General features: G+C 61.6%; 8 protein-coding genes and 1 pseudogene. 2 read left to right on the top strand and 7 right to left on the bottom strand.

Annotation, left to right across the window (positions count from 1 at the left end; genetic code table 11):
- Window positions 1-2: 2 nt before the first annotated feature.
- The 4 genes from urtC to ABIN98_RS26055 all read right to left on the bottom strand — a co-directional run bounded on the left by urtC (window position 3) and on the right by ABIN98_RS26055 (window position 5057).
- The gene (gene urtC / locus ABIN98_RS26070; RefSeq protein ID WP_346914675.1) at window positions 3-1229 is read right to left on the bottom strand and encodes an urea ABC transporter permease subunit UrtC; all 1227 of its coding nucleotides are present in this window, start codon (window positions 1227-1229) and stop codon (window positions 3-5) included.
- Entirely contained in the window at window positions 1226-2875 is a 1650-nt protein-coding gene (gene urtB, locus ABIN98_RS26065; RefSeq protein WP_346914673.1) for an urea ABC transporter permease subunit UrtB, read from the bottom strand. The genes urtC and urtB overlap by 4 nt, the downstream gene beginning before the upstream one ends.
- A gap of 98 nt (window positions 2876-2973) precedes the next feature.
- Window positions 2974-4260, bottom strand: a complete 1287-nt coding sequence (urtA, locus tag ABIN98_RS26060) for an urea ABC transporter substrate-binding protein (protein WP_346914671.1) — start codon at window positions 4258-4260, stop codon at window positions 2974-2976.
- A 449-nt stretch (window positions 4261-4709) separates the two neighbouring features.
- Entirely contained in the window at window positions 4710-5057 is a 348-nt protein-coding gene (locus tag ABIN98_RS26055; protein WP_346914669.1) for a hypothetical protein, read from the bottom strand.
- A gap of 243 nt (window positions 5058-5300) precedes the next feature.
- On the opposite strand from ABIN98_RS26055, the gene ABIN98_RS26050 reads away from it, so the two are divergent.
- Window positions 5301-8696: an ATP-binding protein gene (locus ABIN98_RS26050; RefSeq protein WP_346914667.1), complete on the top strand. Its 3396-nt coding sequence runs from the start codon at window positions 5301-5303 to the stop codon at window positions 8694-8696.
- Window positions 8689-9606 carry a DNA-binding response regulator gene (locus ABIN98_RS26045; RefSeq protein WP_346914665.1) on the top strand — a complete coding sequence of 306 codons (918 nt, stop codon included), beginning with the start codon at window positions 8689-8691 and terminating at the stop codon, window positions 9604-9606. Before ABIN98_RS26050 ends, ABIN98_RS26045 begins: the two co-directional genes overlap by 8 nt.
- A gap of 69 nt (window positions 9607-9675) precedes the next feature.
- Here the strand turns inward: ABIN98_RS26045 and ABIN98_RS26040 are convergent, their stop codons facing one another.
- The 3 genes and pseudogenes from ABIN98_RS26040 to ABIN98_RS26030 form a co-directional block, all read right to left on the bottom strand.
- The gene (locus tag ABIN98_RS26040) at window positions 9676-10647 is read right to left on the bottom strand and encodes a D-2-hydroxyacid dehydrogenase family protein (RefSeq protein WP_346914663.1); all 972 of its coding nucleotides are present in this window, start codon (window positions 10645-10647) and stop codon (window positions 9676-9678) included.
- A gap of 102 nt (window positions 10648-10749) precedes the next feature.
- Window positions 10750-11359, bottom strand: a pseudogene (locus ABIN98_RS26035) (nuclear transport factor 2 family protein).
- Between the two features lie 167 nt (window positions 11360-11526).
- Complete coding sequence (locus ABIN98_RS26030) at window positions 11527-12813, bottom strand: TRAP transporter large permease (protein WP_346914661.1); 1287 nt, start codon at window positions 12811-12813, stop codon at window positions 11527-11529.
- Between the last annotated feature and the right edge of the window lie 49 nt (window positions 12814-12862).

Here is a 12862-nt window from a genome sequence, read left to right as displayed (position 1 = left end):
TGTCACTCCGCAGGTTGAGGCGAGGCGTCCGGCGTCCCCGTCTTGCGGGAGACGTTGGAAGGCGCGGCAGGGCTGTTGGGTGGCAGGCTCGGCGGTTCGTCCGATCCGGCTTCGTAGGCGGCCGACGCGGACCGTTGGCGCAGCGCGCTCCAGCCCTGGGAGACGGTGCCGACGATGCCCTTGGGCAGGAACAGGGTCACCCCGAGGAACAGGCCGCCGAGGGCAAACAGCCAGATATCGGGTAGGGCAGCGGTGAACCAGGTCTTGGCGAAGTTGACCAGCACGGCGCCGATGATCGGACCGATCAGGGTTCCGCGTCCGCCGACGGCCACCCAGATTACCACTTCGATGGAGTTGGCCGGCGAGAACTCGCCCGGGTTGATAATGCCGACCTGGGGTACGTAGAGGGCGCCCGCGATGCCGGCCATCATGGCCGAGATGGTCCACACGAACAGCTTGTAATGCTCCACCCTGTAGCCGAGGAAACGCGTCCGGCTTTCCGCATCGCGCACCGCGACCAACACCTTACCGAGCTTTGACCGGGTCAGCGCGCGGCAGAGCAGGAAGCAAAGGGCGAGAGCCAGCCCGGAGGCGATGAACAGGCCGGCGCGGGTGCTGTCCGCCTGCACGTCGAAACCGAGAATATCCTTGAAGTCGGTCAGGCCGTTGTTGCCGCCAAAGCCCATGTCATTGCGGAAAAAGGCCAGCAGCAGCGCATAGGTCAGTGCCTGGGTGATGATCGACAGATAGACGCCGGTGACCCGCGAGCGGAAGGCGAACCAGCCGAAGACGAAGGCGAGCAGGCCCGGCACGAACAACACCATGATCGCCGCGAACGGGAACATGTCGAAACCGTACCAGTACCAGGGCAGTTCCTTCCAGTTCAGGAACACCATGAAATCCGGCAGGATCGGGTCGCCGTAAACGCCGCGGGTGCCGATCTGGCGCATCAGGTACATGCCCATGGCATAGCCGCCAAGCGCGAAGAAGGCGCCGTGGCCGAGCGAGAGAATGCCGCAGTAACCCCAGACCAGATCGACCGACAGGGCGAGCAGCGCATAGGTCAGATACTTGCCCATCAGCGTGACCGCGTAGGTCGGAACATGCAGCGGGCTGGTTTCCGGCAGGAGCAGGTTCGATGCCGGGATTGCGACGGTCAGTCCCAGAAGGATGATCAGGAACAGACCGGCCCTGGCGTCGAGCGCCCGGAAGAGAAACGAGGTCATCATGCTTCGACTGCCCGGCCCTTGAGGGCGAACAGGCCCCTTGGACGCTTCTGGATAAAGAGGATGATGAAGACGAGCACGAAGATCTTGCCGAGCACGGCTCCGGCATAGGGCTCAAGGAACTTGTTGACCACACCGAGCGTCATGGCGCCGACCAGCGTACCCCAGAGATTGCCGACCCCGCCGAAGACCACGACCATGAAGCTGTCGATGATGTAGCCCTGACCGAGGTTGGGCGACACGTTGTCGATCTGGCTGAGGGCCACACCGGCGATCCCGGCAATGCCCGAGCCGAGGCCGAAGGTCAGCGCATCGATCCAGGGGGTGCGGATGCCCATGGAGGCGGCCATGCGCCGGTTCTGGGTGACGGCCCGCGTATAGAGGCCGAAGGGCGTCTTCTTGAGGACCAGCATCAGGCCGACGAACACGGCAAGCGAGAACACGATGATCCACATGCGGTTGTAAGTGATGGTCATCTGGCCGATCTCGAAGGCGCCGGACATCCAGTCCGGGTTGCCGACTTCCCGGTTGGTCGGGCCGAAGAGCGACCGCACCGCCTGCTGCAGGATCAGGGACAGGCCCCAGGTGGCCAGCAGCGTTTCAAGCGGGCGGCCGTAGAGCCAGCGGATGATGCCGCGTTCGATGCCGACACCGATGGCGCCGGAAACGAGGAAGGCCAACGGGAGCGCGATCAGCAGCGAATAGTCGAACAGGCCGGGCGCGGAGGTGCGGATCATCTCCTGCACCACGAAGGTGACGTAGGCGCCGATCATGACCATTTCGCCATGAGCCATGTTGATGACGCCCATGACGCCGAAGGTGATAGCCAGGCCGATGGCGGCCAAGAGCAGCACGGAGCCGAGCGAAAGGCCGTACCAGATGTTCTGGGCATTGTCCCAGAGCGCCAGCGACTTCTCGATCCGCTTCACCGCGCTCGCGGCTGCTGTCTGCAGCTCTCCCGTAGCGCTGTCGCGAACACCGATCAAAAGGGACAGGGCGTCCCTGTTGCCCATGTCGCTCAGGACTTGGACGGCTTGGAGTTTTTCACCGTCACTGCGGTCGGAATTAAGAACGGCCGCGGCCCGGGCCTGTTCCATGACCATACGGACTTCATCATTCGTCTCCTTTTCAATCGCGGTATCGAGACTTTCGATGGCATCGGGATCCTTGGCCTTGAACACGGCTTCCGCGGCGGCCTTGCGGACCTTGGGGTCCGCGGCCATCAGCGTCAGGGAGCCGAGCGCCGACCGGATGACCCGGCGCAGACTGTTGTTGACCTTGATCTTGCTGACTTCGCGCTTGCCTGCTTCGCCCGCGCTTTCGAGCGTGAGCGGGTCGGTCAGTGCGTAGCCCTTGCCGGACTTCTTGGTCATGAAAACCTGATTGTCAGACTTCCTGAAATAAAGGTCGCCATCTGAGAGAGCTTCCAGTGCCGAGGCAACCGCAGGGTTCCCCGTTGCGGCCAGATCGCCGATCTGCTTTTCGGTTTCCTTGTATTTGCCTTCCGCGAGCGCATTGATGAGCGGACGCAGGCTTTCGATATCGTCCTGTGCCGAAGCCGGATTGGATCCGGTGTTAAGCGAGAGAAGGAGCAATCCGACGACAAGGGCAAGAGATCTGAGCTGGGCAAACGATCTGAAAAAGGACATGGTCCACCGCGTTTGTCTGTCTGTTTATCCCGACAGGGTGCCGGGAAGAGATGCAGGAGGCGGGCCAGACCGGTCCGCCTCCGTTCGTTTGCCGGGACTTAGGAGCCGGAACCGCCGCACTTGCCGGTGGCGGTGTTGAAGTTGCCGCAGGACAGCGGTGCGCGCCAATCGGAGATCAGGTCCTTGGAGCCATCCAGGTAATCGGACCATGCATCGCCGGCGACCAGGCCGGAGGTTTCCCACACGGTTTCGAACTGGCCGTCGTCCTGGATCTCGCCGATCAGAACCGGCTTGGTGATGTGGTGGTTCGGCATCATGGCCGAGTAGCCGCCGGTCAGGTTCGGCACGGACACGCCGACAATGGCGTCGATGACCGCATCCGGATCGGTGGAGCCGGCCTTTTCAACGGCCTTCACCCACATGTTGAAGCCGATGTAGTGGGCTTCCATCGGGTCGTTGGTCACGCGCTTGTCGTCCTTGATGAACGCGTGCCAGGTGTCGATGAACTCGGCGTTGACGTCGGTGTCGGCGGACTGGAAATAGTTCCAGGCAGCCAGGTGGCCGACGAGCGGACCGGTGTCGAGACCGGCGAGTTCCTCTTCACCCACGGAGAAGGCCACGACCGGGATATCTTCGGCCTTGATGCCCTGGTTGCCGAGTTCCTTGTAGAACGGGACGTTGGCGTCGCCGTTGATGGTGGAGACCACGGCCGTCTTCTTGCCTGCGGAGCCGAAGGTCTTGACGTCGGACACGATCGTCTGCCAGTCGGAATGACCGAACGGCGTGTAGTTGATCATGATGTCTTCTTCAGCGACGCCCTTGGCCTTCAGGTAGGCTTCGAGGATCTTGTTGGTCGTGCGCGGATAGACGTAGTCGGTACCGGCCAGAACCCAGCGCTCGACGCCTTCGTTTTCCATCAGATAGTCTACGGCCGGAATGGCCTGCTGGTTCGGAGCCGCACCCGTGTAGAACACGTTGCGCTGGGATTCTTCACCTTCGTACTGGACCGGGTAGAACAGCAGCGAGTTCAGTTCTTCGAACACCGGCAGGACGGACTTGCGCGACACGGAGGTCCAGCAGCCGAACACGGCGGAAACCTTGTTGACTTCGACCAGTTCGCGCGCTTTTTCGGCGAACAGCGGCCAATCGGAAGCCGGGTCGACAACGACGGCTTCGAGTTTCTTGCCGAGCAGACCGCCCTTCTTGTTCTGCTCTTCGATGAGCATCAGCATGGCGTCTTTCAGAGTGGTCTCGGAAATGGCCATGGTGCCGGAGAGCGAATGCAGAATGCCGACCTTGATCGTGTCGTCTGCCGCATATGCGCCGCTGAACATGGTGGACGCCATCAACCCGGCGAGCGCCAGGCCTGTCAGTTTGGTTTTCATGATGTTCCCCTCTGTGTGATCCCTGTGGAAGCACTGCGGCAGGCCGACTAGCCGCCGTCGGAGAAGGATCGTGAGGGGAGTTGCCGCAGCGCAACATACGTCGAATGACGTAGCCGCTTGCGCCTTTTGCGCAAAATGCGCATGCGACGGACCTCCCGAGAATTTACGAGGGTCAGAAAAGCGGCACCCGACTGGACGCCGGGGCTATCGGGAGGCTGCCGATCAGCCGCATCAATACTGAAAATGATCAATAATTAGGCATGTGGGCAATAATTGATCAAATCTTATGGCGCTGACGGGCGAACGGAATATTCTTTTATAGGAGTGGGTTGTTTCGATCGAGGTTTCCCCAAAACGGATGCGCGGGGCTCCGGCCCATCGCAGAATCGGCAGCCGGTCTTTACAGAGACCGGCTGCTCCAAGGGGGGCAACGTCTCGGGGCTTTCCGGTCAGTCGTGATCGCCGCCGTCGCTGTCGCCACCATCGCTATCGCCGCCGCCATCGTGGTCGCTGCCGCCATCATGGTCACTGCCGCTATCGTGATCGCTACCGCCACCAGAGCCGCCATGTTCGCCACTGTCATGTCCGCTGGAGCCGTTGTCGTCGTTTGCGTCATGGCCGGCGCGTTCATCGTTGTCGTGGGTGCCGCTGACCGCATTGTCGTTGTCATCCCGACTGGAGTTTGTGCTGGCTCCGGAGAAGTCCCCTTTGATCGCATCGCTGAGGCTCCAGGCCATCGCAGTGGATCCGTGGCTGAGGACAAGTATTGTTGCGAGTGCTGTAAGTGTCTTTTTCATCTTTCCGATCCCTTTCGCTGGTCTTCTTTCGTGGTGCGCCTCTGTCCCCCGGCGCTGACAGGAAAACTAGCAAAGGGATCCTGATATCCGGCTGACAGGCGATATCATTGAATCTTCAGGTTTCGTGAAGCTGAACTGCATCAGTTCGGAAACGGTCCGTGGCCCTTTTCTTGCATCGTAAAGGCCGCTCCGAAGGCCGCCGGTCGTCGATCAAAACCGTTTCAAAGGTGCCGAAAGTCCCGCATGGCCGCACGCCAACGCATCATTCCTGTCAGGCGTCAGTACAACCAGTGGGTCAACAACCAGACCCTGGAAGACTATGCTCTGCGCTTTACCGCCAAGAGCGCGCGCCGGTTCTCCTCGCGCCGGATCTCGCAAACGGCCATCGGAGCGATTTCCTTCCTGGCGCTCGAGGCGATCGGCGGCGCGATCACGCTGTCCTACGGAACGGTCAATGCCTTTGTCGCGATCCTGGTCGGAAGCATCGTCCTTCTGTTCATAGGCATTCCGATCAGCCGGTATGCCATGCGCCATGGCGTCGATATCGATCTGCTCACCCGCGGTGCTGGTTTCGGCTACATCGGGTCGACGATCACGTCGCTGATATACGCCAGCTTCACCTTCATCCTGTTCGCCATCGAAGCCTCGATCATGTCCGGCGCGCTGGAGTACGCGTTCGGCGTGCCGCTGTGGATCGGCTACATCATTTCGGCGGTGGCGGTGATCCCGCTCGTCACCCACGGCATCACCCTGATCAGTCGGTTCCAGCTGATCACCCAGCCGTTCTGGATCGTGCTCAACATCCTGCCGTTCATCGTGATCGCCTTTTCCGACTGGCAGGCGGTCGGCGCGTGGTTCGGCTTCGGCGGGGTTGATCATGCGACCGGAGCGGTGAAAGCAGCAGGCCCTGGCTTTTCAGACCTCAACCTGATCAGCTTCGGTGCGGCCTCGGCGGTCATCCTGGCGCTGATGGCGCAGATCGGCGAGCAGGTCGACTTCCTGCGTTTCCTGCCGGCACAGGATTTTGCCCGTAAGCGGCACAAGCTTGCCCTGTTTCTCGCCGGACCCGGTTGGGTCGTGCTCGGCGCGCCGAAAATGCTGGCCGGGTCTTTCCTTGCCGTCCTTGTGCTCTCGGCAGGGGTTCCGGTGGAGCACGCCGATGAGCCGTCGCGCATGTATGCGGTTGCCTTCGGCTACATGATCCCATCGGAACAGCTGGCGATGTTGCTGATGGTCGCCTTCGTGGTTGTCTCGCAGCTCAAGATCAACGTCATGAACGCCTATGCCGGCTCTCTGGCCTGGTCGAACTTCTTTTCCCGCCTGACCCACAGCCATCCGGGACGGGTTGTCTGGCTGGTGTTCAACGTCGGCATCGCCCTGCTTCTGATGGAGCTCGGTATCTACAAGCTGCTGGAAGAAACGCTGGGCGTCTTTTCCATCGTCGCCATGGCCTGGCTCAGCGCCATTTCCGCCGATCTCTTCATCAACAAGCCGCTGGGCCTGTCGCCTCCTGGCATCGAGTTCAAGCGCGCTCACCTGTTCGACATCAATCCGGTGGGCACTGGCGGCATGGTGCTCGCCGCTGTCCTGTCCCTGGTCGCTTATTACGGCTATTTCGGTAAGGAAGCGGCAGCCCTGTCCACCTTCATCGCCATGGGCGTGGCCTTCGTTGCCGTGCCGGCGATCGCGGCTCTGACCAAGGGGCGCTTCTACCTGGCGCGCAAGCCCCGCAAGAGCTGGCAGAATGCCGACACGATCGCCTGTTCGATCTGCGAAAATCCGTTCGAACCGGAAGACATGGCCTATTGCCCGGCCTACCAGGCGCCGATCTGCTCGCTGTGCTGTTCGCTGGATGCCCGCTGCCACGATCTGTGCAAGCCGAAGGCACGCATCAACCATCAAGTGGGAATGGTCGCCGCGAAGTTCCTGTCGGAGCGGACGATTGCCCATCTGAACACGCGGCTAGGCCGTTATGCCCTGACCGTGGTGCCCTCGATCACGGCAATCGGTTTCGTGCTCTGGGTCATCTACAATCAGGCGGCGGACCGGTTCCCGGACTCAGCCGTGATCATCGGCCAGACCGTGGCGCTGATCTTTTTCGTGTTCGCCGTGGCCGCCGGGATCTCAACCTGGTTCCTGGTGCTTGCCCATGACACAAGGCGTGTCGCGGAAGAAGAGTCGGCCCGCCAGAACGCGCTCCTGCAAAAGGAAATCGATGCCCACCGGGTCACCGATGCGGCCCTGCAGAAGGCAAAGGAGGACGCGGAAGCCGCGAACTTCGCCAAGAGCCGCTATGTAGTCGGCCTGTCGCACGAATTGCGCACGCCACTCAACGCGGTGCTTGGTTATGCCCAGGTTCTGGAACGCGACGACGCCCTGCCGGAAAGCCGCAAGGCCAATGTCAGTACGATCCGCCGGAGCGCGGAGCATCTCTCCGGTCTGATCGATGGACTGCTCGACATTTCCCGGATCGAAGCCGGGCGCCTGCAGGTCTATTCCAACGAGGTCAACATCCACGAGTTCCTCGATCAGATCGTGGATATGTTCAGGATGCAGGCGGCGGCCAGGGGGCTTGGTTTCGAGTTCACCAAGGCCAAGAACCTGCCGATCTATGTGCGTACCGATGAAAAGCGTCTGCGCCAGATCCTGGTGAACCTCCTGTCCAATGCGATCAAGTTCACCGATACGGGCAAGGTCAGCTTTAACGTCGGCTACCGGTCCCAGGTTGCAACCTTTACCGTCACCGACACCGGTCCGGGCATCCCGCTTTCCGAGCAGACCAAGATTTTTGAGCCGTTTGGCCGGAGCGAGGACGAGAAAATCAAGCGGACACCGGGCCTGGGGCTGGGTCTCACGATCACCAAGCTCCTGGCCGAAACCCTCGGCGGCGCGATCGCGCTGTCCAGCGAACCGGGCAAGGGGAGTGCTTTCGAGGTCCGGCTGATGCTGGCTGAAGTGGCGCGGCCGGTGAAGGTCCGGCCACCGGAACAGCGGATCCGCGGCTATGCGGGTGAACGCCGCACCATTGCCGTTGTTGACGACAACCCGGACCACAGGGCGCTGATCCGTGAAATCCTGACACCGCTCGGCTTCGACCTTATGGAAGCGGAAAGTGGCGCAGCGTGCCTGGAAACGGTTGGTGAAGCCGGAGTGGATCTGTTCCTGGTCGATATCCTGATGCCGGGCATGAACGGCTGGGAACTCGTCCGGCGTTTGCGCGAGGACGGTGTAGACCAGCCTGTAATCATGCTGTCGGCCAACATCGGCGATCAGGCCCTTCGGCCGGATGGGCCGAGCCTGCACGATGATACCCTGGCCAAGCCGTTCGATCTGCGCCAGCTCCTGGACAAGATCCAGAAGCATCTGGATCTGACCTGGACCGGCGACGACGTGAAGGCCAAACCGGAGGCCAACGGCCATGACGCGGACAGTCCGGTCATCAATCCGGGGAACAATCATGTTCGCGAACTGATCAGCCTCGGTGAAATCGGCTATATCCATGGAATCGAGGCCAAGCTTGCCGAGCTTTCCGACAATCCGGAAAACGGTCCGCTGGTCACCGCCTTGCGCGGGCACCTGAAACAGTTCGATTTCGACAGCTACACCAAGGTCCTGGAAGGACTTGCCGCCGATGACTGAAAAGCAGCGCGACATTGTCCTGGTCGTTGACGACTCACCGGAAACCCTGGGCTTTCTGACCCAGGCCCTGGAAAATGCCGGCGTCACCGTTCTGGTCGCCACCAGCGGTGCCGCGGCCCTGTCCGTTGCCGACCGGGTCACACCGGACATGATCCTGATGGATGCCATCATGCCCGGATTGTCCGGGTTCGAGACCTGTGAGCAGATCAAGGCCAAGGCCCATCTTCAGCATGTGCCGGTGATCTTCATGACCGGCCTGAGCGAGACCGAACACATCGTCCATGCGCTGGAATCCGGCGGGGTCGATTTTCTGACCAAGCCGATCAACATCGACGAGCTTCAGGCGCGCATCCGCGTTCACTTGGCCAATTCCCGTTCGGTGCAAAGCGCAAGGATCGCGCTCGATGCCGCCGGCCGGCACCTGCTGGCAGTCTCCCGCGATGGTGACCTGCACTGGTCGACGCCGCAGACACACCAGCTTGTCGGCACCACGCCGAGCGGTGAAGCACTATTGAAGGAAATTGCCGGCGCGCTGGGCGACTGGCTCGGCCGGGAGGAAAGCGCCTCGTCGGCCCGTCTCGATCCGTTCGCGCTCAACCCGGGCGGGGAACTGAACCTGCAGATGCAGTATCTCGGCTCCGTGGGGCCCGATGAATATCTGTTCCGGATGACGACCAGCGATCATCCGAACCAGACGGACGTGCTGCAGGAACATTTCGGTCTGACCGCGCGCGAGGCGGACGTGCTGCTGTGGATCGCCAAGGGCAAGGCGAACCGGGATATTGGCGAGATCCTCGGCCTGTCCCCGCGCACGGTGAACAAGCATCTGGAGCAGATCTACCAGAAGCTCGGCGTCGAGAACCGCGCCTCGGCGGCGGTGCGCGCCGCCCAGGTTCTTTACGAACTCTGACACCTCGGGAAAACAGTCGTTACGTCGGCTGGGCGCAGGTTCCGAACCGCCTGACGGGAAACCGATGCTCTAAGTCCAGACTTCCGGATTGATCATGTTGATCGGCGCGCCTTTGTCATAGGCGACGATCTGGTCGAAGATATCGGCAAACTGCAGGTCGTATTCGTCTTCGGTGACGAAGCCGATATGCGGCGTTCCGATGAGGTTCGGATGATGCACGAGTGGATCGGCCGGATCGGTGACCGGTTCCGTGTCGAAGACGTCGACAGCGGCAAAGCCGGGTCTGCCGTTATTGAGGGCGGCGAGCAGGGCGCCTTGTTCCACAAGCCCCGCGCGCGACGTGTTCACGAACAGGGCCGTGGGTTTCATGCATGCCAGGTCGGCGGCGGTGATCAGGCCCTTCGTTTCCGGCTTCATGCGCACATGCACCGTGACGACATCGGCTTCGGCGAAAAAGGCCTCCCGCGAGGCCGCGACCGTCTCGCCGTCCTCGGTGGCCCGCTTGCGCGACCCTTCCGACGCCCAGAAATTGACCTTCATGCCGAAGGCCTTGCCGTAGCCTGCGACAACCTTGCCGATCCGGCCATAGCCGTAGACGCCGAGGGTGCGGCCGCGCAGGGTCTTGCCGACGCCCATCTGCCACTTGCCCGCCTTCAGCGAGGCGTTCTGCTGCGGGATCTGGCGTGCGCTTGTAAGGATCAGCGCCCATGTCATTTCCGCTGCCGCATAGGACGGCGTGTCCGCATGCATATTGGAGCACAGGAGAATGCCGTTCCGTGTGCAGCCTTCGACGTCGACATGCGGATAGACGCTGCGCTGGCTGATGACCTTCAGGTTCGGCAACCGGTCGAGAAGTTCGCCGGTGATCCTGGTGCGTTCACGGAAGAGGACGAGCGCATCGAAGCCGGACAGCCGTTCAGCCAAAGCGCCGGCTTCCTGGACATGGTCGGTGAAGACCGTGACATCGTGGCCCTCCAGCTTCGAAAAGCAGGGCAGGGTCCTCAGGGTGTCGAAATAGTCGTCTAGGATGGCAATTTTCATGACGGCAAGGACAGTGTTGGCGATTACGGTTTCGCGACCAGCATACAGCCTGAAATGAAGGCGGTCATGCTTGTCTATCTTCAGGTGTTGTCCGAGTAAGCGCTAAACAGCCGGACCGCCCGACAGCCAAGTTTCGCCGCGGGCATAAAGCGCCTCGACTTCGGGGCCATAGAGGCCGGGCATATCCGGTTTCACCTTGTAGCCGATCCCCGCCTGCAGGTAGGCGAGATGCCTGTATCCTTCGGGGAAGGAGGCGAGGACCTGTGGGTCGAGCTTCGGCGCCTTGGTCGGGTCGATCGGGTCGAGCCTGTCCTTCTCGTAGATCGGCTGGCGCAGGACCAGGCCCCATTTGCCCTCCCGCTTTTCGATGAAATCGTAGAAACGGCCGGTGCAGACCACGTCGCACAGCACACCTTCCACTTCCGCCCGTTGGCTGATGGTCATCTTGGTCTGGGCGATGGCCCGGTTGCCGCTGAGCTCGATCGAGGTACCCGCCGAGGAAATGCAGGATGCGAACGCCTTTTTGAAAGCCGGATTCGCTGACGGCGATGAATTCATCCGCCGTTCCCTGGAACCAGGTGGCCTGCATGACACCGTCGTCGTGCCACACGGTCCGGAACCGCTTCCAGTCACAGGCGTCGCGCCACACGGCCCAGTTCTCCACCAGGTCCCGGATAGCCAGACGATCCACCAATTCCTCTGAAAAGGACATGCTCCGAACTCCTCCCGATTTATGCCCATTTGCCAAAGACGGTCGTCGGCAAATGTCTTTTCAGCCCACCGGTGCCACCTTCAGGGGCCCTCTCCCAAGGCCAATGGACGGATGGACCATCCGCATAAAGGACCATGGTCGTCAAGGGCGGGAAGAGCGAAGCCGGTTCAGTTCATGAGACTCGGCAGGAACAAAGTGATCTCGGGAAAGGCGATCAGGATACCCAATATGACCACATCGATGATGATGAACGGGACCAGTCCCCTGAACACGGTCCCCAGCGGGACTTTTGTCTGGCCGGCGGCAATATAGGCGTTTAGGCCGAGAGGCGGCGTGAGAAGACCGATCTCCACCGTCTTGGTCACGATGATGCCGAACCAAACCGGATCGAAGTTCATGGCCATGATCGCGGGAAAGGCGAGCGGCATGGTCAGTGACAGGATCGCGAGCTGGTCCATGAGCATGCCCATCAGGAGAAGCACGAGGACGACCAGCAACAGGATGACGTAGCGTGGCAGGTCGGAGCCGTTGACCACGTCGAGGATCGTATGCGTGACCCGCGTGAAGGCGAGGTAATTCGCGAAAATTGCCGAGCAGGCGATGATGGCGACGATCATCACCGTCGACTTGATCGCCGAACTCACCGCGCTCGAAAAACCCTTTGCATTGATCGTTCGCTGCAGGACGCCCAGAACCAGCGCCCCCAGAACGCCGAAGGCCGCAGCTTCCGAGGGAGAGGCGAGCCCGCCATAGATGGCGCCGATCACCAGAAGGATCAGAAGCGAGATCGGCCAGATATGGCTGGATTCCCTTATGGCGTGGCGGAATTGAAACGGAGGCCCCTTCGGTGCCTCGTCGGTCGTCACCGCTGTAAACCGGACCACCGCGATCAGGCCGAGAGCGGTGAGAAGCCCCGGAAGGATGCCGGCGATGAACAGGGCGCCAATGGAAGTCTCCGTCAGGACGCCGTAGACCACGAGCACGATGCTGGGCGGGACCACGACGGCCAGGGTGCCGCCGACGCTGATGACGGCGGAGGCAAGTTTGTCGCTGTAACCATAGCGGCGCATTTCCGGAAACGCCGCCGTTCCCATGGCCGCGGCCGAAGCGGTGCTGCTGCCGATCAGGGCCGCAAGCAGGACCGAGGCGCCGACGGCCGCCATGGCGAGGCCGCCCCGGGCATGTCCGATCCAGGCCTGGCAGGCGATGAAGGCCCGCCGCGTGACATCCCCCACGGTCAGAAGGTGGGCCATGAGGATGAACAGCGGAATGGCGACGAGGATGAACCCCGACGCCGAGTGGTAGTAGCTGCGCTCCAGTACCGCGAGCGCGGGATGAAGGCCGAGTTGAAGGGCCAGTCCGACCGTTCCTGAAAAACCGACCGCGAAGGCAATCGGCATGCGGATCATCATCAAGGCGGCCATGAGAGCCACGACCACGAAGAACGACAGCATTGCAATACTCCCGGGGACGCAAAAGGCGTCGCGGCGATTTCCAAGAGAC

The sequence above is a fragment of the uncultured Roseibium sp. genome, assembly GCF_963675095.2.
Lineage (GTDB): Bacteria > Pseudomonadota > Alphaproteobacteria > Rhizobiales > Stappiaceae > Roseibium.
Note: the sequence above shows the minus strand (reverse complement) of the source record. Positions and strands in the feature narration are given on the sequence as shown.